The 23,345-nt window shown below is 60.1% G+C and carries 19 protein-coding genes, 4 tRNA genes and 1 riboswitch; of the genes, 18 read left to right on the top strand and 5 right to left on the bottom strand.

Going from position 1 to position 23,345, the window contains the following annotated elements; translation table 11 throughout:
* Nucleotides 1-166 precede the first annotated feature (166 nt).
* From HU749_RS22820 to astE, 7 genes are all read left to right on the top strand, one after another.
* A complete protein-coding gene (locus HU749_RS22820; RefSeq protein ID WP_046062556.1) occupies nt 167-1,387 on the top strand; it encodes an aspartate aminotransferase family protein in 1,221 nt (406 codons plus the stop codon).
* Nucleotides 1,388-1,643: 256 nt separating this feature from the next.
* On the top strand, nt 1,644-2,663 hold the full coding sequence (aruF, locus tag HU749_RS22815) for an arginine/ornithine succinyltransferase subunit alpha (RefSeq protein WP_018612659.1): 1,020 nt from the start codon (nt 1,644-1,646) through the stop codon (nt 2,661-2,663).
* Nucleotides 2,664-2,717: 54 nt separating this feature from the next.
* Nucleotides 2,718-3,743, top strand: coding sequence for an arginine N-succinyltransferase (gene astA, locus HU749_RS22810; RefSeq protein ID WP_018612658.1), 1,026 nt, complete (start codon nt 2,718-2,720; stop codon nt 3,741-3,743).
* Nucleotides 3,740-5,209 (top strand): succinylglutamate-semialdehyde dehydrogenase, encoded by a 1,470-nt coding sequence (gene astD / locus HU749_RS22805; protein ID WP_186650463.1) that lies wholly within the window; start codon nt 3,740-3,742, stop codon nt 5,207-5,209. Before astA ends, astD begins: the two co-directional genes overlap by 4 nt.
* A gap of 92 nt (nt 5,210-5,301) precedes the next feature.
* Nucleotides 5,302-6,648, top strand: coding sequence for an N-succinylarginine dihydrolase (gene astB, locus HU749_RS22800; RefSeq protein ID WP_079305432.1), 1,347 nt, complete (start codon nt 5,302-5,304; stop codon nt 6,646-6,648).
* Between the two features lie 69 nt (nt 6,649-6,717).
* Complete coding sequence (locus HU749_RS22795) at nt 6,718-7,005, top strand: hypothetical protein (RefSeq protein WP_003178862.1); 288 nt, start codon at nt 6,718-6,720, stop codon at nt 7,003-7,005.
* Nucleotides 7,006-7,017: 12 nt separating this feature from the next.
* Nucleotides 7,018-8,025: a succinylglutamate desuccinylase gene (gene astE, locus HU749_RS22790; RefSeq protein WP_003204782.1), complete on the top strand. Its 1,008-nt coding sequence runs from the start codon at nt 7,018-7,020 to the stop codon at nt 8,023-8,025.
* A gap of 139 nt (nt 8,026-8,164) precedes the next feature.
* On the opposite strand, the gene HU749_RS22785 is transcribed toward astE, so the two are convergent.
* Nucleotides 8,165-8,674, bottom strand: coding sequence for a 6,7-dimethyl-8-ribityllumazine synthase (locus HU749_RS22785; RefSeq protein WP_003204780.1), 510 nt, complete (start codon nt 8,672-8,674; stop codon nt 8,165-8,167).
* Between the two features lie 100 nt (nt 8,675-8,774).
* A riboswitch (FMN riboswitch) is annotated at nt 8,775-8,943 on the bottom strand.
* A 178-nt stretch (nt 8,944-9,121) separates the two neighbouring features.
* Here HU749_RS22785 and ltaE point away from each other — a divergent pair.
* From ltaE to HU749_RS22750, 7 genes are all read left to right on the top strand, one after another.
* A complete protein-coding gene (gene ltaE / locus HU749_RS22780; protein WP_046062554.1) occupies nt 9,122-10,126 on the top strand; it encodes a low-specificity L-threonine aldolase in 1,005 nt (334 codons plus the stop codon).
* Nucleotides 10,127-10,272: 146 nt separating this feature from the next.
* The gene (gene alaS / locus HU749_RS22775) at nt 10,273-12,894 is read left to right on the top strand and encodes an alanine--tRNA ligase (RefSeq protein WP_079305434.1); all 2,622 of its coding nucleotides are present in this window, start codon (nt 10,273-10,275) and stop codon (nt 12,892-12,894) included.
* Between the two features lie 92 nt (nt 12,895-12,986).
* Complete coding sequence (locus HU749_RS22770; RefSeq protein ID WP_046062552.1) at nt 12,987-14,228, top strand: aspartate kinase; 1,242 nt, start codon at nt 12,987-12,989, stop codon at nt 14,226-14,228.
* 184 nt (nt 14,229-14,412) lie between these two features.
* Nucleotides 14,413-14,601 carry a carbon storage regulator CsrA gene (gene csrA, locus HU749_RS22765; RefSeq protein ID WP_003178872.1) on the top strand — a complete coding sequence of 63 codons (189 nt, stop codon included), beginning with the start codon at nt 14,413-14,415 and terminating at the stop codon, nt 14,599-14,601.
* A 62-nt stretch (nt 14,602-14,663) separates the two neighbouring features.
* A tRNA-Ser gene (locus HU749_RS22760) sits at nt 14,664-14,754 on the top strand.
* 106 nt (nt 14,755-14,860) lie between these two features.
* Nucleotides 14,861-14,937, top strand: a tRNA-Arg gene (locus tag HU749_RS22755).
* A gap of 72 nt (nt 14,938-15,009) precedes the next feature.
* Nucleotides 15,010-15,086: transfer RNA gene (locus HU749_RS22750), tRNA-Arg, on the top strand.
* A 39-nt stretch (nt 15,087-15,125) separates the two neighbouring features.
* On the opposite strand, the gene HU749_RS22745 is transcribed toward HU749_RS22750, so the two are convergent.
* On the bottom strand, nt 15,126-15,629 hold the full coding sequence (locus tag HU749_RS22745) for a hypothetical protein (protein ID WP_046062551.1): 504 nt from the start codon (nt 15,627-15,629) through the stop codon (nt 15,126-15,128).
* A 322-nt stretch (nt 15,630-15,951) separates the two neighbouring features.
* Here HU749_RS22745 and mgtE point away from each other — a divergent pair, with 322 nt between their 5' ends.
* Nucleotides 15,952-17,394 (top strand): magnesium transporter, encoded by a 1,443-nt coding sequence (gene mgtE / locus HU749_RS22740; RefSeq protein WP_018612646.1) that lies wholly within the window; start codon nt 15,952-15,954, stop codon nt 17,392-17,394.
* A gap of 558 nt (nt 17,395-17,952) precedes the next feature.
* On the opposite strand, the gene HU749_RS22735 is transcribed toward mgtE, so the two are convergent.
* The 3 genes from HU749_RS22735 to HU749_RS22725 all read right to left on the bottom strand — a co-directional run bounded on the left by HU749_RS22735 (nt 17,953) and on the right by HU749_RS22725 (nt 19,945).
* Entirely contained in the window at nt 17,953-18,561 is a 609-nt protein-coding gene (locus tag HU749_RS22735) for a LysE family translocator (RefSeq protein WP_079305436.1), read from the bottom strand.
* Between the two features lie 79 nt (nt 18,562-18,640).
* The gene (locus tag HU749_RS22730; RefSeq protein WP_079305438.1) at nt 18,641-19,453 is read right to left on the bottom strand and encodes an AraC family transcriptional regulator; all 813 of its coding nucleotides are present in this window, start codon (nt 19,451-19,453) and stop codon (nt 18,641-18,643) included.
* A 165-nt stretch (nt 19,454-19,618) separates the two neighbouring features.
* The gene (locus tag HU749_RS22725; protein ID WP_003204761.1) at nt 19,619-19,945 is read right to left on the bottom strand and encodes an Arc family DNA-binding protein; all 327 of its coding nucleotides are present in this window, start codon (nt 19,943-19,945) and stop codon (nt 19,619-19,621) included.
* Between the two features lie 526 nt (nt 19,946-20,471).
* Between HU749_RS22725 and HU749_RS22720 the strand changes: the two genes are divergently transcribed.
* From HU749_RS22720 to HU749_RS22710, 3 genes are all read left to right on the top strand, one after another.
* Nucleotides 20,472-20,548: transfer RNA gene (locus HU749_RS22720), tRNA-Arg, on the top strand.
* Nucleotides 20,549-20,899: 351 nt separating this feature from the next.
* Entirely contained in the window at nt 20,900-22,507 is a 1,608-nt protein-coding gene (locus tag HU749_RS22715) for a tetratricopeptide repeat-containing response regulator (RefSeq protein WP_003204752.1), read from the top strand.
* Nucleotides 22,500-23,192: a sensor histidine kinase gene (locus tag HU749_RS22710; protein WP_079305440.1), complete on the top strand. Its 693-nt coding sequence runs from the start codon at nt 22,500-22,502 to the stop codon at nt 23,190-23,192. Before HU749_RS22715 ends, HU749_RS22710 begins: the two co-directional genes overlap by 8 nt.
* Nucleotides 23,193-23,345: the final 153 nt, after the last annotated feature.

Raw genomic sequence — 23,345 nt, 5'->3', positions numbered from 1 at the left:
CTGCGCCTTTGCGACGCTATTTGTCGCATTGCCGTAAACCCGCGAAAAACGTGGGTTGGCGCTATAAGAAGTTGTCGCTTGGCGGCAAGGCCGGGCTGAAAACTGTCCTTACAATCCTTACCAAGCCCGCCAGTTCCAGGCGGGTGTTCCTCATCAGGAGACTCCGATGTCCGTTGAGCAAGCCGCGGTACAACGCGCCGATTTCGACCAGGTTATGGTTCCCAACTATGCACCTGCTGCCTTCATACCTGTGCGTGGCGCCGGTTCCCGCGTATGGGACCAATCCGGTCGCGAGTTGATCGACTTTGCTGGCGGTATTGCAGTCAACGTACTGGGCCATGCCCACCCGGCACTGGTCGGCGCACTGACCGAACAGGCCAACAAGCTGTGGCACGTGTCCAACGTATTCACCAACGAGCCGGCCCTGCGCCTGGCCCATAAGTTGGTCAACGCGACTTTTGCCGAGCGCGCTTTCTTCTGCAACTCCGGCGCCGAAGCCAACGAGGCCGCCTTCAAGCTGGCCCGTCGCGTCGCGTTCGATCGTTTCGGCAGTGAGAAGTACGAAATCATCGCCGCGCTCAATAGCTTCCACGGTCGTACCCTGTTCACCGTCAACGTCGGCGGGCAGTCGAAGTACTCCGACGGTTTCGGGCCTAAAATTACTGGCATCACCCACGTTCCTTACAACGACCTGGCCGCTTTGAAAGCCGCCATTTCGGACAAGACCTGCGCCGTGGTGCTGGAACCGATCCAGGGCGAGGGCGGTGTGCTGCCAGCCGAGCAGGCCTACCTGCAAGGCGCCCGCGACCTGTGCGATGCCCACGACGCATTGCTGGTGTTCGACGAAGTGCAGACCGGCATGGGCCGCAGCGGCCACCTGTTCGCCTACATGCATTACGGCGTGGTCCCGGACATCCTCACCAGCGCCAAGAGCCTGGGCGGTGGTTTCCCGATCGCGGCGATGCTCACCACCGAAGCGCTGGCCAAGCACCTGGTCGTCGGCACCCACGGCACCACCTATGGCGGTAACCCGCTGGCCTGCGCGGTGGCCGAAGCGGTGATCGACGTGGTCAATACCCCTGAGGTGCTGGCGGGTGTCAAAGCCAAGCACGCCAAGTTCAAGGCACGCCTGGAGCAGATCGGCGAGAAGTACGGCCTGTTCACCCAAGTGCGCGGCCTGGGCTTGCTGATCGGTTGCGTGCTGAACGACGCCTGGAAAGGCAAGGCCAAGGACATCTTCAACGCCGCCGAACAGGAAGGCCTGATGATCCTGCAAGCCGGCCCGGACGTGATTCGCTTCGCTCCGAGCCTGGTGGTGGAAGACGCCGATATCGACGAAGGCCTGGACCGCTTCGAGCGGGCTGCGGCGAAGTTGAGCCAAGCCTGATTTCAGACTTGACCGGCTCCATTGTGGGAGCCGGACTTATGTGGGTGCAGGTTTGTGGGAGCAAAGCTTGCTCGCGATGCGGGTGCCTCAGTTCGCCAAGGACCGCGTCGCCTGCATCGCGGGCAAGCCTTGCTCCCACAAGCTTTGCTCCTACAAACCTGGTCCCATATTGAGTCAGTGGGGAGCAGGTCCGGTTTTTATTCTCTGTGTATCGACCTGACGGTCGAACCTTTATTTCAAGTTAAGGAGTGACACCATGCTGGTGATGCGCCCCGCGCAAATGGCTGATCTGGGCGAGGTACAGCGTCTGGCTGCGGACAGTCCGATCGGTGTCACTTCCTTGCCGGATGACGTGGAACGCCTGAGCGACAAGATCGCCGCAAGCGAAGCCTCGTTCGCCGCCGAAGTCAGTTTCAACGGTGAAGAGAGCTATTTCTTCGTCCTCGAAGACACCGCGACCGGCAAGTTGGCGGGTTGTTCGGCCATCGTCGCTTCGGCCGGTTATTCCGAACCGTTCTACAGCTTTCGCAACGAGACCTTCGTTCACGCCTCCCGTGAGCTGAAGATCCACAACAAGATCCACGTGCTCTCCCAGTGCCACGACCTGACTGGCAACAGCCTGCTGACCAGTTTCTACGTGGTGCCGGAGCTGGTGGGTTCGCCATGGTCGGAACTCAATTCCCGCGGGCGTCTGCTGTTCGTCGCCAGCCACCCGGAACGGTTTGCCGATTCGGTGGTGACCGAGATCGTCGGCTACAGCGATGAGAATGGTGACTCGCCGTTCTGGGACGCCATCGGTCGCAACTTCTTCGACCTCAACTACGCCGCTGCCGAGCGCCTGTGCGGGCTGAAAAGCCGTACTTTCCTCGCCGAGCTGATGCCCCATTACCCGATCTACGTGCCGCTGTTGCCGGACGCCGCCCAGGAAGCCATGGGCCAGGTCCATCCGCGGGCGCAGATCACCTTCGACATCCTGATGCGCGAGGGTTTCGAGACCGATCACTACATCGACATCTTCGACGGTGGCCCGACCCTGCATGCTCGTGTCTCGGGTATCCGCTCGATTGCCCAGAGCCGCGTGGTGCCGGTCAAGATCGGCGAACCGGTCAAGGGTGCCGGCCGCCAATACCTGGTGGCCAATGCCCAATTGCAGGATTACCGCGCCGTGCTGCTCGATCTCGATTACGCGCCGGGCAAACCTGTGACGCTGGACATGGAAGCGGCCGAAGCCTTGGGCGTCGGCGAAGGCGCCAGCGTGCGTCTGGTAGCCGTTTAACGCTTTACCGCTGAGTTTCGCGGGTGGCGTGAGCGACCCGTTTGAGGAGATAGCATGATCGTTCGTCCCGTACGCAGCAGCGATTTACCCGCTCTGATCGCCCTGGCCCGCAGCACGGGCACCGGCCTGACCACCCTGCCGGCCAACGAAGAGCGCCTGGCCCATCGGGTCGGCTGGGCCGAGAAGACCTTTCGCGGCGAAGCCGGGCGCGGTGACGCGGACTACCTGTTCGTGCTCGAAGACGATGACGGTCGCGTGGTGGGCATTTCCGCCATCGCCGGCGCCGTGGGATTGCGTGAGCCTTGGTACAACTTCCGGGTCGGCCTGACGGTCAGCGCTTCCCAGGAATTGAACATCTATCGGGAAATCCCGACCTTGTTCCTGGCCAACGACCTGACCGGCAATTCCGAGCTGTGCTCGCTGTTTCTGCATGCCGATTTCCGCAGTGGTCTCAACGGCCGGATGCTGGCCAAGGCGCGGCTGTTGTTCATTGCCGAATTCCCACAGTTGTTCGGTAACAAGATCATCGCCGAGATGCGCGGCATGTCCGACGACAATGGGCGTTCGCCGTTCTGGGAAAGCCTGGGCCGGCACTTCTTCAAGATGGAATTCAGCCAGGCCGATTACCTCACCGGGGTGGGCAACAAGGCGTTCATCGCCGAGCTGATGCCCAAGTTCCCGCTGTACACCTGTTTCTTGTCCGAAGATGCCCGGGCCGTGATCGGCCAGGTTCATCCCGACACCGAGCCGGCGCTGTCGATGCTCAAGAGCGAAGGCTTCAGCTACCAGGGTTACGTCGACATCTTCGACGCCGGCCCGGCGGTGGAATGCGAAACCGGCAAGATCCGTGCGATTCGCGACAGTCAGGCGCTGGTGCTGGCCATCGGTACGCCGGGCGATGATGCCACGCCGTTCCTCATCCATAACCGCAAGCGCGAAGACTGCCGCATCACCGCTGCACCGGCGCGCTTTGCCGCCGGCACGCTGGTGGTCGATCCGCTGACCGCCAAGCGTCTTCAACTTAACGCCGGCGATCAGGTACGTGCCGTCGCGTTGTCTGCTGCCCGGGAGTCGAAATAATGAACTCGCTGTACATCGCAGGAAGCTGGCTGGAAGGCCAGGGTGACCTCTTTGAGTCGTTGAACCCAGTGAGCCAAGAGGTGGTGTGGTCGGGTAACGGTGCCACGGCGGCGCAAGTGGAGTCGGCGGTGCAGGCCGCGCGCCAGGCTTTCCCGGACTGGGCTCGGCGCTCGCTGGATGAACGCATCCAGGTGCTGGAAGCCTTTGCCGCTGCCCTGAAAAATCACGCGGACGAACTGGCCCATTGCATCGGTGAAGAAACCGGCAAGCCGTTGTGGGAAGCAGCGACCGAAGTGACCAGCATGGTCAACAAAGTCGCCATTTCGGTGCAGAGTTACCGCGAGCGGACCGGCGAGAAGAGCGGCCCCCTGGGCGACGCCACCGCTGTATTGCGCCACAAGCCCCACGGTGTGGTGGCGGTGTTCGGTCCCTACAACTTCCCTGGTCATTTGCCCAACGGCCACATCGTGCCGGCGCTGCTGGCCGGAAACAGCGTGTTGTTCAAGCCGAGCGAGCTGACGCCGAAAGTTGCCGAACTGACGGTCAAGTGCTGGGTCGAGGCCGGTCTGCCGGCGGGCGTACTGAACCTGCTGCAAGGCGCGCGGGAAACCGGCATCGCCCTGGCGGCGAACCCAGGCATCGATGGGCTGTTTTTCACCGGCTCCAGCCGCACCGGCAATCTGCTGCACCAACAATTTTCCGGGCGTCCGGACAAGATCCTCGCGCTGGAAATGGGCGGTAACAACCCGCTGGTGGTGGATGAGGTGGCGGACGTCGATGCGGCGGTCTACACCATTATTCAGTCCGCTTTCATTTCCGCCGGGCAGCGCTGCACCTGTGCGCGCCGCCTGCTGGTGCCGGAAGGCGCCTGGGGCGATGCCTTGCTGGCGCGCCTGGTGGCGGTCAGCTCGACCATTGAAGTCGGTGCCTTCGACCAGCAACCGGCACCGTTCATGGGTTCGGTGATTTCCCTGGCCGCGGCGAAGGCGCTGATGGATGCGCAAAACCATTTGCTGGGCAAAGGCGCCGTGCCGCTGTTGAGCATGACCCAACCGCAGGCCCAGGCCGCATTGCTGACGCCGGGTATCCTGGACGTGACGGCAGTGGCCGAGCGTCCTGATGAAGAGCTGTTCGGGCCGTTGCTGCAAGTGATCCGCTACAAAGATTTCGCAGCGGCAATCACCGAGGCCAACAATACGCAATATGGCCTGGCCGCCGGGTTGCTGTCCGATTCCCAGGCGCGTTACCAGCAGTTCTGGTTGCAAAGCCGCGCCGGTATCGTCAACTGGAACAAACAGCTGACCGGTGCCGCCAGCAGCGCGCCGTTCGGCGGTGTCGGCGCCTCGGGCAACCATCGCGCCAGCGCTTATTACGCGGCCGATTATTGCGCGTATCCGGTGGCTTCCCTGGAGACACCAAGCCTTGTGATGCCGGCTGCCATGACCCCCGGCGTGCGCATGTCTTGAGACCGCTATCGCGGGCAAGGCTTGCCCGCGATAGCCGCGACTCGGTTGTTATTGATGCCTATAAAAAAACAGATTCTCGTGGAGCCTCGCTGATGAAATCCTATGAAGTCAATTTTGACGGTCTAGTGGGGCCGACCCATAACTACGGCGGGCTCTCGTACGGCAACGTCGCGTCCCAGAGCAACAGCCAGCAGTCCTCCAACCCCAAGGAAGCGGCGTTGCAGGGCCTTGCGAAAATGAAAGCGCTGATGGACATGGGGTTCCAGCAAGGTGTGCTGGCGCCGCAGGAGCGCCCGGACGTGGCGGCCCTGCGCCGGTTGGGTTTTGCCGGCAGCGATGCCCAAGTCATCCAGCAGGCCGCGAAAGAAGCGATGCCGCTGCTGGTTGCCAGTTGCTCGGCCTCCAGCATGTGGGTGGCCAACGCCGCCACGGTCAGCCCGAGCGCCGACACGGCCGATGGTCGTGTGCATTTCACCGCCGCCAACCTGAACTGCAAATATCACCGCAGCATCGAGCATCCGACCACCAGTCGTGTGCTGGGGGCGATGTTCGCCAACCAGCACCACTTCGCCCACCACGCCGCCTTGCCGGCGGTGGCGCAGTTCGGCGACGAAGGCGCGGCCAACCACACCCGTTTTTGCCGCGCCTACGGCGAGGCTGGTGTCGAGTTCTTCGTGTTCGGTCGCAGTGCCTTTGATACCCGCTATCCCGCGCCGCAGAAATACCCGGCGCGCCAGACCTTGGAAGCTTCCCAGGCCGTTGCCCGCCTGCACGGGCTGAGGGAGGAGGGCGTGGTGTACGCCCAACAGAACCCATCGGTGATCGACCAGGGTGTGTTCCACAACGACGTGATCGCGGTGGGCAATGGCGAAGTGCTGTTCTATCACGAGGACGCGTTTCTCGAGACCGACAAGATGCTGGCCGAATTGAGCAGCAAACTCGCCAAGGTCGGTGGGAAATTTCAATCGGTGTGCGTACCGCGTTCGGCGGTCACCGTCGATGACGCGGTACGTTCCTACCTGTTCAATAGCCAGTTGCTGTCGCGTCCCGACGGTTCAATGCTCTTGATCGTGCCGGAAGAATGCCGTAGCAACGAACGTGTCTGGCAATACCTGCAGGGCCTGACGGGCGCTGGCGGGGTGATTCGCGAAGTGAAGGTCTTCGACCTCAAGCAAAGCATGCAGAACGGTGGCGGCCCGGCTTGCCTGAGGTTGCGCGTGGCCCTCAATGAAACCGAGCTGGCGGCCGTCAACCCAGGGGTTATCATGACCGCGCCGCTGTACGATTCGCTGACCCAATGGGTCGAGCGGCACTACCGCGACCGCATGACCGAAAACGATCTGGCAGACCCGCAGTTGCTGCTCGAATGCCGTGCGGCACTGGATGAACTGACACAAATCCTTAAACTTGGCGCGGTTTATCCTTTCCAGATCAATTGAAAGCGCGCGCGACCTGACTACAGTCAAAGCAGGGCGCGTTGCCTTATCCCCAGACGAGAATGTAAAGACATGAGCGATACCCTGCAGCTGATCCTTGAAGACACCGACGGCACCCAACTGGAAACTTCCTGCACCCGCGTCGCGGTGATGTGGCAAGGCAAGGAGTTGTGGATCCAGCAGGATGGCCGCGGTCAGTTGCTGATCGGCGTCGATGTCGAGGAAGGGGACGAGGAATACGCCAACCTGTTGTTGCGTCCATTGGCGACCAACCTGGTCAGCCTGCAACTGGAAATGGAACCGGCGGACGTCGGCGACGATGACCATGTCCATGGCCCGGATTGCGGCCACGACCATTAAGGAAACCGCGCTATGCTCGCCCTCGGCAAACTGCTTGAACTGACCCTCGCCGGCCGTGAACCGGCGGAGAAGACTCAACTGACTGTCGAAGGCGTACGGATGCGCTGGTTGAGCGAGGGCGCGCTGGAGGTCAAGCCGCCCGAAGCCCGGGATAATGGCCTGGACCTGTTGCTGTCGGCCGGTATCCACGGCAATGAAACCGCGCCGATCGAGTTGCTCGACCGCCTGCTGCATGACATCGCCCGTGGCCATTTGAAGCCGCGGGCACGCATTCTGTTCCTGTTCGGCAATCCCGAGGCCATCCGGCGCGGTGAGCGTTTCGTCGAACAGGACGTCAACCGCCTGTTCAATGGCCGCCATGAGCTGAGCGGCGGTCCTGAGGCGCTACGGGCCTGCGAGCTGGAGCGCTTGGCCGCCAGTTTTTTCAGCCGGCCAGAACGCAGTCGCTTGCATTACGACCTGCACACCGCCATCCGCGGCTCGAAGATCGAGCAGTTCGCCCTCTACCCGTGGAAAGAAGGTCGCCAGCATTCACGCCGTGAACTGGCACGCCTGCGTGCCGGGGGCATGGAGGCGGTGTTGCTGCAGAACAAGCCGTCCATTGTGTTCAGCGCCTACACCTACGACCAACTGGGTGCCGAGTCCTTTACCCTGGAACTGGGCAAGGCCCGGCCATTCGGGCAGAACGACGGCGTCAACGTCAGCCTGCTGGAAACCCGCCTGCAACAGATCATCGAAGGCAACGAGCCGGAGCTGGATGAAGGGCTCGATGGCCTGCAACTGTTCAGCGTCGCCCGGGAAATCATCAAGCACAGCGACAGCTTCCGCCTGAACCTGCCGGCGGACATCGAGAACTTCTCGGAATTGGGCAAAGGCTACGTGCTGGCCGAAGACATCGCCCAGACCCGCTGGGTGATCGAAGAGGAGGGGGCCCGAATCATCTTTCCGAACCCCAAGGTCAAGAATGGCTTGCGGGCCGGCATCCTGATCGTGCCGGCGACCGACGAAAACCTGATCTAAACCGAATCTTGGACTCAATACATGCCCCCCTGTGGGAGCGAGCCTGCTCGCGATAGCGGTCTATCGGTCGACATTGATGGCGACTGATACTCCGTCATCGCGAGCAGGCTCGCTCCCACAGGGGAAACTGTGTCCAGGCTTAGACCGCCACCGCCCGCTGCTCACTACGACGCAACGCCCGGGTCTTGTGCAATGTATCGGCACAGGTTTTCGCTGCTTCCTGGCCCTTGTGCACGAAATGTTCGAAGAAGAATTTCTGATGTTCCTCCCCAGCATGGAAGTGATGCGGCGTGAGCACGACCGAGAATACCGGCACTTCGGTTTCCAGCTGGACCTGCATCAGGCCGCTGATGACCGATTGGGCGACGAACTCGTGACGGTAGATGCCACCGTCCACCACCAGGCCGGCGGCGACGATGCCGGCGTAGCGGCCTGATTTGGCCAGCAGCTTGGCGTGCAGCGGAATCTCGAAGGCGCCACCGACTTCGAAGAAGTCGATATCACTTTCCTGATAACCCTGGGTGATCATTTCGGCGACGAAGCCTTTACGGCTCTGGTCGACGATTTCCTTGTGCCAGCAGGCCTGGATGAACGCGACGCGCTCGCCCGGATGACTTTTGCTTTTGCTGTCGATTGCAGTGGGTTGCATGTTCTGGTTCCTGTTTGTGTGAAAAACAGGGCGTCATGAATCGAAGGGGATTCGAGGGTACGCCGCGCACGGACAGTCGCAGTCGGCCCTTGGGTGCCAATCCCGTTCTCTCTTCATCCGGACTATGACCGTCGGCCCCGGAATCACACCGGGTCTGCTGACCTTGTCGCTACACCCCAAAAAGTGGTGTACCACCAAGCGCTCGCGGGCTATGCACGTTGCGTGCAATTACCGCCGGTGGGGAATTACACCCCGCCCTGAGAACGTTTTTGCCGCCATGGTTTGTGGCCGCGGAGGTTTTTTAACACATAACCCCTTGTGGGAGCGAGCCGTGGGAGCAAGGGGTTTGTTGCCCTTTCCGTCGACCAGCCTTGATTATTTCCCGCCATGCCCGCAGTAATTGCCCTTCGAAAGGGAATTCCCCCTCCAGCACCCGAGGCCAGATTCATGAGCGTTATCGATCTTCGCAGCGACACGGTCACCCAACCTACCGCCGGCATGCTCGATGCCATGGCCAGCGCGCCTACCGGCGATGACGTGTATGGGGAAGACCCGACCGTCAATCGCCTCGAGGCTGAACTGGCCGCTCGCCTGGGCTTTGCCGCAGCGCTATTCGTGCCCACGGGGACCATGAGCAACCTGTTGGGGTTGATGGCCCACTGCGAGCGCGGCGACGAATACATCGTCGGCCAGCAAGCTCACACCTACAAATACGAAGGCGGCGGTGCGGCCGTGCTCGGTTCGATCCAGCCCCAGCCCCTTGAGGTGCAGGCGGACGGTTCCCTGGACCTGGCGCACGTCGCTGCGGCGATCAAGCCCGATGATTTCCACTTTGCCCGCACCCGCCTGCTGGCCCTGGAAAACACCATGCAGGGCAAGGTGCTGCCACTGGAATACCTGGCCCGGGCCCGGCGTTTCACCCAGGAACATGGCCTGGCTCTGCATTTGGACGGGGCGCGGTTGTACAACGCGGCGGTCAAGCTGAATGTCGATGCCCGACAGATCACGCAATATTTCGATTCGGTGTCGGTGTGCCTGTCCAAGGGGCTCGGCGCGCCGGTGGGCTCGGTCCTGTGCGGCAGCGTCGAGCTGATCGGCAAGGCCCGCCGGCTGCGCAAGATGGTCGGCGGCGGCATGCGCCAGGCGGGGATTCTCGCGGCAGCTGGGCTGTATGCCCTGGAACATCAGGTCCAGCGCCTGGCCGATGACCACGCCAATGCCCAGCGGCTCGCCGAGGGCTTGCGTGCGGCGGGTTACGAGGTCGAGCCGGTGCAGACCAACATGGTCTACGTGCAAATGGGCGAGCGGGCCGAGGCGATCAAGGCATTTGCCGATGAGCGGGGCGTCAAGCTCAGCGCTGCTCCACGCCTGCGAATGGTGACGCACATGGACGTGAGCGCGGCGCAAATCGACCAGGTGATCAGCGCTTTCGTCGAATTTTCCCGCCACTGACCCGTCAACCGGGCCAATTGACAGTTTCTATCGCATAAACACGCTGTACCCCACGCGCAGGGCCGATATAATGCGGCCCTTTGCCGTTGCTTCGTCTGTTGACGTTTTGCACAGGCCTTTGGCCGCAGCCTCCGTGGAAGAACCTAATGAAAAGCGCAGAAATCCGTGAAGCCTTCCTTCGCTTCTTCGAAGAGCAAGGCCACACCCGAGTAGCCTCCAGCTCTTTGATTCCGGGCAACGACCCGACCCTGCTGTTCACCAACGCGGGGATGAACCAGTTCAAGGACTGCTTCCTGGGCCAGGAAAAACGTGCCTACACCCGTGCGGTGAGCAGCCAGAAGTGCGTGCGTGCCGGCGGTAAGCACAACGACCTGGAAAACGTCGGCTATACCGCACGTCACCACACCTTCTTCGAAATGCTGGGTAACTTCAGCTTCGGTGACTATTTCAAGCGCGACGCCATCACCTTCGCCTGGACCTTCCTGACCTCCGACAAGTGGCTGAACCTGCCCAAGGAGAAGCTCTGGGTAACGGTCTACGCTACCGACGACGAAGCCTATGACATCTGGACCAAAGAGGTCGGTGTCCCGGCTGAGCGCATGGTGCGCATTGGCGACAACAAGGGCGCGCCTTACGCCTCCGATAACTTCTGGACCATGGGCGACACCGGCCCGTGCGGCCCGTGCACCGAGATTTTCTACGATCACGGCGCCGACATCTGGGGCGGCCCACCCGGCTCGCCGGAAGAGGACGGCGACCGCTACATCGAGATCTGGAACAACGTGTTCATGCAGTTCAACCGCACCGCCGATGGCGTGTTGCATCCGCTGCCAGCGCCGTCGGTCGACACCGGCATGGGCCTGGAGCGGATCAGTGCGGTGCTGCAGCACGTTCACTCCAACTACGAAATCGACCTGTTCCAGAGCCTGCTGAGCGCGTCGGCCCAGGCCATCGGTTGCACCAACGACAACCAGGCGTCGCTCAAAGTGGTGGCCGACCACATCCGTTCCTGCGGTTTCCTGATTGCCGACGGTGTTCTGCCTTCCAACGAAGGCCGCGGTTATGTGCTGCGCCGGATCATCCGCCGCGCCTGCCGTCACGGCAACAAGCTGGGCGCCAAGGGCAGCTTCTTCTATCAGATCGTCGCGGCATTGGCGGCCGAGATGGGCGAAGCCTTCCCGGAGCTCAAGTCCCAGCAGGCGCACATCGAGCGCGTGCTCAAGGCTGAAGAAGAACAATTCGCCAAGACCCTGGAGCAAGGCCTGAAGATCCTCGAGCAGGACCTGGCCGAGCTCAAGGGCAACGTGGTTCCGGGCGATGTGGTGTTCAAGCTGTACGACACCTACGGTTTCCCGATGGACCTGACCGGCGACATCGCCCGCGAACGCAATCTGACCCTCGACGAGGAAGGTTTCGAGCGCGAGATGGACGCCCAGCGGGTGCGTGCGCGTTCCGCCAGCTCCTTTGGCATGGACTACAACAGCCTGGTCAAGGTTGATGTGGCCACCGAGTTCACCGGTTATGCGGGCACCACCGGCTCGGCCAAGATCGTTGCCATCTATAAGGATGGGCAGTCGGTCGACATCCTGAGCGAAGGCCAGGAAGGCGTGATCGTGCTGGACAAGACCCCGTTCTACGCCGAATCCGGCGGCCAGATCGGCGACAGCGGTTACCTGCAGGCGGGCAGCTCGCGTTTCGACGTACGTGACACCACCAAGACCGGCGGCGCCTTCCTGCACCATGGCGTGCTGGCTTCGGGCAGCCTGATGATCGCAGCCCCGGTGGCCGCCCATGTCGACGCCGACGTTCGACATGCCACGTCGCTGAACCACTCCGCCACGCACTTGCTGCACGCTGCGTTGCGCCAGGTGCTGGGCGAGCATGTCCAGCAGAAGGGTTCGTTGGTGGACAGTCAGCGCCTGCGCTTCGACTTCAGTCATTTCGAAGCCATCAAGCCTGAGCAGCTCAAGGCGTTGGAAGAAATCGTCAACGCCGAGATTCGCAAGAACTCCCCGGTGGAAACCGAAGAAACCGACATCGAGACCGCCAAGCGCAAGGGCGCGATGGCGTTGTTCGGCGAGAAGTACGGCGACAGCGTGCGCGTGCTGAGCATGGGCGACTTCTCCGTTGAGCTGTGCGGTGGCATCCACGCCAACCGCACCGGTGACATCGGCCTGATGAAAATCATCAGCGAAGGTGGCGTGGCATCCGGCGTGCGCCGGATCGAAGCGGTCACCGGCGCGGCGGCCCTGGCGTACCTCAACGCGGCCGAAGAACAACTCAAGGAAGCGGCAACCCTGATCAAGGGCAGCCGTGACAACCTGATCGACAAGCTGTCGGCTGTGCTGGAGCGCAACCGCCTGCTGGAAAAGCAACTCGAGCAGTTGCAGGCCAAGGCCGCCAGCGCCGCGGGCGACGATCTGTCGGCCCAGGCCGTGGACGTCAAGGGCGTGAACGTGCTGGCTGTGCGTCTGGATGGCCAGGATGGCAAGGCGCTGCTGGCGCTGGTCGATCAACTGAAAAACAAACTCGGCCGCGCAGTGATCCTGCTCGGCAGTGTCCATGAGGAAAAGGTCGTTCTCGTCGCAGGCGTGACCAAAGACCTGACTGGCCAACTCAAAGCCGGTGATTTGATGAAGCAAGCCGCTGCGGCAGTGGGCGGCAAGGGCGGTGGTCGTCCGGACATGGCGCAAGGCGGTGGTACCGACGTCGGCGCACTGGACGCGGCACTGGCCCAGACCGTTGCATTTGTAGAGCAGGGTATTTAAGGCAGCGCCGCTGGGCTCGTGGTCTAGTGACGAGCCCAGCCGCTGTTTGAGTGATTTATTGGGCGCCCTTCATGGGCAGAGGCGGCTTTGAAATGGCTTTGATCGTACAGAAATTTGGAGGCACCTCGGTCGGCACTGTCGAGAGAATCGAACAAGTCGCCGACAAGGTTAAGAAATTCCGCGAGGCGGGCGATGACCTGGTGGTTGTGCTGTCGGCAATGAGCGGCGAGACCAACCGTCTGATCGATCTGGCCAAGCAAATCAGCGGCGACCAGCAACCGGTTCCCCGTGAGCTGGACGTGATCGTTTCCACCGGCGAGCAGGTGACCATCGCCTTGCTGGCAATGGCGCTGATCAAGCGTGGTGTGCCGGCGGTGTCCTACACCGGCAACCAGGTGCGTATCCTGACGGACAGCGCGCACAATAAAGCGCGTATTCTGCAGATCGACGACCAGAAGATTCGCGGCGACCTGAAGGCTGGCCGTGTCGTGGTCGTCGCCGGTTTCCAGGGCGTGGACGAGCAGGGCAACATCACCACCCTCGGTCGTGGCGGTTCCGACACCACGGGCGTAGCGCTGGCAGCGGCCCTCAAGGCTGACGAATGCCAGATCTACACCGATGTGGACGGTGTCTACACCACTGACCCACGGGTCGTGCCTGTAGCCCAGCGCCTGGACAAGATCACGTTCGAAGAGATGCTGGAAATGGCCAGCCTCGGTTCGAAGGTGTTGCAGATCCGGGCGGTCGAATTCGCCGGCAAGTACAACGTTCCGCTGCGCGTTCTGCACAGCTTCAAAGAGGGTCCGGGCACCCTCATTACTATTGATGAAGAGGAATCCATGGAACAGCCGATCATTTCCGGCATCGCTTTCAACCGCGATGAAGCCAAGCTGACCATCCGTGGCGTGCCAGACACCCCCGGCGTGGCGTTCAAGATTCTCGGCCCGATCAGTGCCGCGAACATCGAAGTCGACATGATCGTGCAGAACGTCTCGCACGATAACACCACTGACTTCACCTTCACCGTGCACCGTAACGACTACCAGTCTGCTGAAGCGATACTGAAAAAAACCGCTAGCGAGATCGGTGCTCGGGAAGTGGTGGGCGATACCAAGATTGCCAAGGTCTCGATCGTCGGTGTCGGCATGCGCTCCCACGCAGGCGTGGCCAGCCGCATGTTCGAATCCCTGGCCAAGGAAAGCATCAATATCCAGATGATCTCTACCTCGGAAATCAAGGTTTCCGTGGTGATCGAAGAGAAATACCTGGAACTGGCCGTGCGCGCCCTGCACACGGCTTTCGAACTCGACGCTGCTGCCCAACCGGGCGAGTAAAGCGTTGTCTGGAGGGCGCGGCTGGACCGCGCCCTTTGTTTTTCTGAATGGCGCGTCCCAAAACTGTTCTTTTGCCCGCGCTGGTCAATACTAGGCCTGTAGGCTTCGACCGTTTCGGTTGTAGGTCCAATGCCTTTTTTTTGCAGACTGTTGTCCCTTAAGTGAATTGCGTGAGGAGAAAGGTATGCTGATTCTGACCCGTCGGTGTGCAGAAAGCCTGATTATTGGCGATGGCGAAATCACCGTGACCGTGCTCGGCGTCAAAGGAAACCAAGTGCGTATCGGCGTCAACGCCCCGAAAGAGGTTGCTGTACACCGCGAGGAAATTTACCTGCGTATCAAGAAAGAGAAGGACGACGAACCAAGCCATTAATTTTTATCGATTTTTATGTTTGCAAACGGGGATGAAGGTGGTTAATATACGCCCCGTGTTGCGGAGAGCTGGCCGAGTGGCCGAAGGCGCTCCCCTGCTAAGGGAGTACACCTCAAAAGGGTGTCGGGGGTTCGAATCCCCCGTTCTCCGCCATTATTTTTTAGTGCGTCAAAACCTGGCTTGATCAGTAAGTGCTTGAAGTTACTGAAAAAAGCGCTTTACAAAAGGAATTGACGACCTATAATGCGCGGCAACAAATGCACTCGTAGCTCAGCTGGATAGAGTACTCGGCTACGAACCGAGCGGTCACAGGTTCGAATCCTGTCGAGTGCACCATTTAAGAGTTGTTTGCAGCAATGCAAATAACTTGGCTTCAACCAGTTGTGATCTGGTATAAAACCACAACTTGCACTCGTAGCTCAGCTGGATAGAGTACTCGGCTACGAACCGAGCGGTCACAGGTTCGAATCCTGTCGAGTGCACCAAACACCAAAAAGCCCGCGTTTACGCGGGCTTTTTGCTGTCTACGATTTGCCTTTCACGCATCCTCTCTCATCGAATACGACCTCTGCACTGCGACCTTTCTTCGCCTTGTAGCTATACCGTGTGCTCGAATTCCGAACTTTGATCGAGTCTGGCTTGCCCAGGGCGCTCTCTACGTCCTGTTGGCTCATGCCCGCGATGATGCGTCGGTCCAGGATGGCGTCGCGACGTTGCCTGGCATCGATGAGGTTCCCGCAACGGTCCTGGAACTGACCAACCACGGTCGGTTCCTTGCGTGTGGTTTTGTTGCTGGATGTTTGCCGGCGCTCCGCTTCGGGCAGCATCGCCTCGCTCGTCGGTTCGGTCGAACCTGGGCGGTAGGGGTGGATCTGTTGTAGCGACAGGGCTTCTCCCGGGCCGCAGCTCAGGGTCGTGAATGTCACGTGCCCTGTGATGTTTTCGCAGCGATGCACGGTCTGCCCGGCAGCCGATAAAGGCAGGCAGGGCAAGCAGGCGAGCAGGAACAGGCAGTGGTTGAGGTGCATCCGGTCGTCCTCCTTGACGGTGCAGAAGAGAAGGGTAGTCGCCGCATTTCTGCCGCGGCGTGTGTTTTCTTTTCTGGATAAGTCGTCGTAAAGGAACAGGTTCAGCCTGTGTTCAGGTTTGTCTCGCAAGCGCTTGTTCTTGCCATGATTTTTTAGCGTTTTAAAGCGTCAAGCGGTGTATGATTGCGCCCGTCAGCCCCGCCGGGGCTTTGGAATATCTCCATGGACTTACCCAGTAGTTACTCAATATTTAGTTTTGCCAATCATGAATTGACTGATTGATCCTTCCGGCGTGCTCCACTGCTGGGAGTGGAGTTCGCCTATGACCCAAGTAGAAGTAAAAAAAACGCAGGAAAGCCTTCAGGATCGCCTCGCTCAAGTTATTGAGCTGCTGCATCGCCAGCGGGTCGTCGAAGACCTGACGCATCGCCAGGAAGGTCCGCATCATGACCGGGTCGAGAACCTGGTCCACCGGCAGAATCTCGTCGAGCTGCAACGCAAGCTCGATGATCTGCACTCCGCCGACGTTGCCTACATTCTTGAAGCCCTGCCACTGGAAGAGCGTCTGACGGTCTGGCAGTTGGTCAAGGCTGATCGCGACGGTGACATCCTGCTCGAAGTGTCGGACTCGGTTCGCGAAACCCTGATCGCCGACATGGATGATCACGAGTTGCTGGCGGCGGCCAAGGAAATGGACGCCGACGAACTCGCCGACCTTGCGCCCGAACTGCCGCGGGACGTTGTCCATGAACTGATGGAAGCCCTCGACGGCCAGCAGCGTGAGCGTGTGCGTTCGGCGTTGTCCTACGACGAGGAGCAGGTCGGTGCGCTGATGGACTTCGAGATGGTGACGATCCGCGAGGACGTCAGCCTTGAAGTGGTCTTGCGCTACCTGCGTCGCCTCAAGGAGCTGCCGGGGCATACTGACAAACTGTTTGTGGTCGACTACGACGGCGTGCTCAAGGGCGTGCTGCCCATCAAGCGCCTGCTCGTCAACGACCCGGAAAAACAGGTGGCCGAGGTGATGGCCAGCGATCCGGTGAGCTTTCACCCGGACGAAGATGCCTATGATGCGGCCCAGGCGTTCGAACGTTATGACTTGATTTCGGCGCCGGTGGTCGACAAGAACGGCAAACTGATCGGCCGTCTGACCATCGATGAAATGGTCGACTTGATTCGTGAGGAAAGCGAAAGCGAAGTCCTCAACATGGCCGGTCTGCGCGAAGAAGAAGACATCTTCGCCTCGGTCTGGAAGTCCCTGCGTAACCGCTGGGCCTGGTTGGCGATCAATCTGATCACAGCGTTTGTTGCCTCCCGGGTCATCGGTCTGTTCGAAGGCTCCATCGAAAAACTGGTGGCGCTTGCGGCGCTGATGCCCATCGTCGCCGGCATCGGTGGCAACTCTGGCAACCAGACCATCACCATGATCGTCCGTGCCATGGCGCTGGACCAGGTCAGCACTGGCAACACATCGCGATTGATGCGCAAGGAGCTGGCTGTGTCCCTGATCAACGGCGTGATTTGGGGTGGTGTGATTGGCGTGGTGGCTTATCTGCTCTATGGCAGTTGGTCGTTGGGGGTGGTCATGACGGCCGCGATGACGCTCAATCTGTTGTTGGCGGCATTGATGGGGGTCTTGATCCCCATGACCCTGGCCCGCATGGGCCGTGACCCTGCCATGGGCGCCAGTGTCATGATTACCGCAGTGACTGACAGTGGCGGGTTCTTCATCTTCCTGGGATTGGCGACGATTTTCCTGCTCTGAGTCACTCATCAAGAAACCCGTCTGTTTGGCGTAATACTGTCCACTTAGAAAAAACGGCGCTTCCAGAAATGGGAAGCGCCGTTTTTTTTTGCGCTTCTTTTGGATTGCGGGGCGTCAAGACTAAAGACAAGAGCAGCTGGCAGGTCCAGCCTCTATGCAACTGCACCACCGCTATCGCGAGCAAGCTCGCTCCCACAATTGGATCGGAGTACGACCGGAAGAACCAGGTCGGCTATAAGGCCGCCTCGTGGTGGACGTTGATCTCGGCGCCCCGTTAACCACGATGGCCGAACGCAGGCATTGCGCAGTGGGCACCTCGGCATGGATGCCGAGGTAGCCGCGCTGGGCCATGGATGGCCCTTCGCGGCGGGCCCACGGAGCAATGCCGGAGTGAGGGCACACCGAGCCTAGGCGAGGTGCCGAGTGGTGGGGCATGAGCGCTTTGGTTACTTTCGCGCTTTTCGAAAGTGACCCGCCGTCAGGGCGGAACCCTAAGCCGCCGTTACCGCAGCAATGGATATACACACCAACCCTGCCCCCCGCAAAATCCCCCGCGCATCACTGCATCAACGCCAATCGTGCCGCCAGTAACACAAAAGCTGCCGAGAATAGCCGGCGCAACCACTGCAACACGGATGGACGCTCCAGAACATGGCGACGCATCGATGCGCAGAACACGCCATAGATGACGAAGATGGCAAAGGTGATCGCCATGAAAATGAAGCTCAGTTGCAGCATGCGCCACATGGCATCCGTTTCTTCTGGCGTGAGAAATTGCGGTAGAAAGGCCAGGAAGAAAATCGACAGCTTTGGATTCAGCAGGTTGAGCAAGATGCCCGAAAAAATCACCGCGCCATTCGAACGCGGAGTCTTGTGCGGATCAATATGCAATGCCCCATGGCTCTGGAGCGTGCTCCATGCCATCCACAGCAGGTAAGCGACGCCAAGGTACTTGATGATCTCAAAGGCCAGTGGGCTGGTGTGCAGCAGTGCAGCGAGGCCCGTGATGGCTGCCAGCATGTGTGGCACGACCCCCAGGGTGCAACTCAATGCGGCTACCACACTCGCGCGCCAGCCCCGGGCCAGGCCAGCTGCAACCGTATAGACCACGCCAGTGCCCGGCGAAGCTGCGACGATCAGGGAAGTGACAAAAAATTCGAGGTTCATGCGACGCCGACCTTGGCAGTTATGAAGTCTCCAGCCTGCCTGCGGTGAGGAGGGGCGTCTTGAACGAAATTGCAGGTCGCTACGGGTGTCCTTTCCGGGCGTACATGCCGGGTGAGAATCCAAAGCTGCGCACGAAGCATCGGGTCATATGGCTCTGATCGGCGAAACCGCTGGCCAGGGACGCATCGGCCAGCGGCATGCCAGCAGCGATCAGTTGTCGTGTTCGGTGGATACGTCGTTGCAGCAGATAGGCGTGGGGTGTCAAACCAGTCAGGCGGGTGAAGGCGCGCACCAGTTGAAAGCGGCTTAAATCGGCCTCCCTGGCGAGCTGGGCAAGCGACATGGACGACTGTGGATCGTCGTCGATCAAGGCTTTTGCACGGTTTGCCGCGACCTCCGGCAAAGACGATACCGGTATGGAGCGATCCAGCAAATGTCCGAGCAAAAGCACGAGCGTTTCTTCGATCTTCAGGTGATCGCCAAACTCCTCGGCTTCAGCGACGGCTTGGTACAAAGTGCGGAACAATTCGGCCGCGCGCGGGCTTTGCAGCACCGGATAAGCAAATTCCTGGGCGCAGACGCCCCCATCGTTCGCCATATCCTTTAATACCTGTGCAATCAGTGGCGGGTCGAAATACAGCATCTGCCAACGACGCGTTCCGTCTCCGATGGGCGCGCCGTCATGCACTTCGGCCGGATTGACCGATATAAGGTCGCCAGCCGTCGCTTCTACCTGGCCTCGGCCACTGGCTGAACGTTGCGCCCCACGCACAAGCAAGCCAATACCAAAATGTTCGTGCATATGCCGGGCAAACGTTCGATCTGAATCGGCCTCGACGATTTCCACGCCCAGCCCTGGGATTCTTTGGATCTTGAATGCGTGACCTTTCATGCAGGACTCCGGGTCCATGCTTTTAGCGGATCAATTTAGCATCACTGCCATGGATCAGTAGTGGTGCTGATTCGATGGCTCTGATGAACGCTTGAAATGCAGGCTTGGGCCAAACGCCAGGCAAAAAAAAGCCAGCACGAGGCTGGCTTGAGTATTTGGGGGCTATCAGGTCGCGTCTGCGGCCATTTCTGCGTCATGGGCAATCAGCGAAACGAGGGCGTTCTGCTGGCGATGGGAGAGTTGTCGGAAGCGTTGAAGCAGTTCGCGCTCATGCAATGACAGCTCCGGGCTGTCCAGGCGCATGCTCAACTCTTCACCCAACGCGCCTTCCTGAATAAGGCTTTGCTCAAGGCGCGCGATGATTTCAGAGTTCATGCTGCGGTGATGATTGCGAGCCACTTCGGCAATGCGTTCCCGCATTCCGTCTGGCAGACGCACGACGAACTTGTCAGCCGTACGGCTGGAATAAATTGCCTGTTTCAATGGGCGCATATATTTAACCGGTTAGTTCAGGGAAGCGGTTCTCGGGATTGGCCGCAGGATGTCGATAGGACAAGCTCCATTGCCAAATGTTCAACCTGAATTGTTAAGAGGCCCGCATCATGCCTCAAAATTGCCAGATCATTGGCGCCAATTCTGTGACAAATTCTGATCCGGGTAAAGGCGTTATGCCAGTACCCTTCATCAAAAAATGCGGACTGGTTGGTAAAAAAACAACAGGTTCGCATCTGTGACCGTCGGATTGTGTCTATGTGCCATACCGTCTGGCGGATAACGGAAATGGACAAAAACCTGTGCCGTCCCTGTCTTGTACAGGATAGTGGCAAATGGCCGATTTACTAGGATAAGCGAGCCAGGACAGATGAATGGCGGCCCAAGCTCGGCGTCCAGGATCTGTCAGCCTTACAGGGAGTACTATTTGCCTACACTTAAAAAGCCATGGGCGACATGACAAACGCAGGGCGGGTCGTTAACATGCACGCCGTCCTGCGCACCGCGTCTCTCGTGGTCGACTCGTGTCTCAGTAGCTCAATTGGATAGAGCATCCCCCTCCTAAGGGGAAGGTTGGCAGTTCGAACCTGCCCTGGGACACCATTATAAACAATGGGTTAGCGAAATTGCCGCTGACTTTTTCTTCTCGCATCCCCATTTCCCGAGCGATCAACAGCCTCGCCACGGGTTCTGTGTTTAGCTGATCCCTCGCACTCGGTTTCTCCCACGCGTTTCCCCTTAACGGAACGCCATCTCCTGCCGATAACCCGATGAGCCCGGTTGTCTCCAGCGTTTCGGCTCGCAATGTGCGTCACGACACAGCCAGGCCAGGTGGTTGCTGAAATCCCTTGAACGTTGCTGGCTGGTGGCTATCATCTGCGCGCCTCGGGGCTGTGACAGGGCGTTTCGTTGTTATGCCATTGGGTTATTTTCTTACTTGCCTGGACATCCTCGATGCTGGCGTACCACCAAAAAAGTTTTCTGATCGTCGATGATTTCTCGGATTTCCGCAGTTCGATCCGCTCCATGCTGCGTGAGCTGGGCGTCAAGGACGTGGACACCGCTGACACCGGTGAAGTGGCGCTGCGCATGTGTTCGCAGAAACGCTATGACTTCATCCTGCAGGATTATCACCTGGGCGATGGGCGCAAGAATGGCCAGCAGGTGCTTGAAGACCTGATGGTCGAAAAGTTGATCAGCCATGAAAGTGTTTTCCTCATGGTGACCGCCGAGACCAGCCAGGCGATGGTGCTCAGTGCCCTGGAGCATGAGCCTGATGCGTACCTGACCAAACCGTTCAACCGCTCCGGCCTGGCCCAGCGGCTGGAGCGGCTCGAGCAGCGCAAGACCCTGCTCAAGCCGATCCTGCAGGCCCTCGATCGTGGCAAGCCGATGGAAGTGCTCAATGCCTGCATCGCCCTGTGCAAGCAGGACCCGCGCTACGGGCCGTTGTGCCTGCGTTATCGGGCCGATGCGTTGCGCGACTTGAATCAGAACGAGGCCCTTGAACGACTGTATAACTCCATCATCGCGGATCGCCCGTTACCGTGGGCTTACGCGGGGCTGGGCAAGTTGATGTTCAAGCGCGGCCAGGTGGGGCAGGCCAAGGCCGTTTATGAAAAGGCCCTGAAAGTCTTTCCAATGATGCCGGCGTTGTACGACGGCATGGCCGACGTGCTGGTGGCCGAAGGTGACACCAAACAGGCGCAGCACGTGCTGGAAGAGGCGGTGCGCCTGTCGCCGCTGGCGGTGCGCCGCCAATCGTTGTTGGGCAAGCTGGCGATGACCAACGAAGACTATGACACGGCTTCCCGGGCCTATCGCCAGGCGGTCGGGCAGGGCGCGCAGTCGCGCTTCAAGGACCCGGAAAGCAACCTCGGCCTGGCCCATGCGTTGATCAGCAAGGGCAGCGAAAAAGGCCTCGACACCCGCACCCGGCTGGAGATCAACACCACGCTCAGCGCCGTGGCGAAGGAGAACCTCAACGACCCGGGGTTGCAGGTTCGGGCGCGGCTGATGAAGGCCACCAGCCTGTTGCTCAACGATGCCGAAACCGCCGAGAAGCTCACCGAACAGGCCTTGCAGCGCCTCGATGGCATGGAGCAATTCATGAGCGCCGAGGCCGCGTTGCTGGTGGCCAAGCAGTTGCAAATGCTTGGCCAGACCAGCGCCGGCGAGTCGATGCTCAAGAACTGCGCGGAAATCTACGGTGATGACCCGACGGTGATGCAAGGCATCGCCAAGCTGACCGACGACCCGAACATCCTCAATCAAGGTAATGCCGCCGCCGAGTTGAACCGCGAAGGCGTGCGGGTCTACAAGACCGGCGCGTTGCCGCAGGCGCGGGAGCTGTTCCGCCGAGCCCTGAAGATGCAACCGAAGAACATCAGTATTGCCCTGAACATGGCGCAATCGCTGCTGCATGGCACCGACACCAGCGTGGAGTCGGAACTGCTGCAGGAGTGCCGCGCCTGCCTGAAACTGGTGGGCATGATGCCCGACACCGATGCGCGTTTTGCGCGTTATCAAAAACTGCGAAGCAAGGCATTTGGCGATGAATGACAGTGAACAGGCCCTCGATTTTTCTACGGTGATCGCGTCGACCGTGCACGACATGAAAAACTCCCTGACCTTGCTCATGCAGGCGCATGGGCAATGGCTCGAACGCTTGCCCGAATCCGAGCGGCAAACCTCGGAGCAGGGCGTCATCGAGTTCGAGTTCGCCCATCTCAATGGTCTCATGGTGCAATTGCTGGGGCTGTACAAGCTCGGCGTCAACCAGTTGCCGCTGCACCCGGCCTACCATGAGCTGGATGACTTCATCGAGGCGCAACTGGCCGGCCATCAGGACGTGTTCCGCAGTCGCGGGATCATGGTCACCTATGACGTCGATCCGCTCAGCCCCTTGGGCTTTTTCGACCGTGAGCTGGTGGCGTCGGTGCTCGACAATTGCATCAACAACGCCATTCGCCATGCGCGCCAGGCGCTGTTGATCAGTGTCAGCGATGAAGCCGGGCAACTGGTGCTGACCATCAACGACGACGGCGAAGGTTACCCGCAAGAGATGATCGAGCGTCAGGCCGAGTATGTGCAGGGCATCAACCACAGCACTGGCAGCACCGGGCTGGGCCTGTACTTCGCCGCGCGGATCGCCGGGCTGCACCAGCGCGGCGGCGTGAGCGGGCGTACCGAGATTGCCAATGGCGGTGTGTTGGGTGGCGGAGTGTTCCGGCTTTATCTGCCCTGAGCGTGCCCTTCATAAAGATCCCTGGCACCACAAATTCCTTGTGGGAGCGAGCCTGCTCGCGATGGCGTCGGCTCAGCCAATATTGAGTTGACTGATACATCGCCATCGCGAGCAGGCTCGCTCCCACAATGTATTCCAAGGCTTGTAGTTTAT

It is taken from the genome of Pseudomonas ogarae (assembly GCF_014268695.2).
In the GTDB taxonomy this organism is placed as follows: Bacteria; Pseudomonadota; Gammaproteobacteria; order Pseudomonadales; family Pseudomonadaceae; genus Aquipseudomonas; species Aquipseudomonas kilonensis.
Note: the sequence above shows the minus strand (reverse complement) of the source record. Positions and strands in the feature narration are given on the sequence as shown.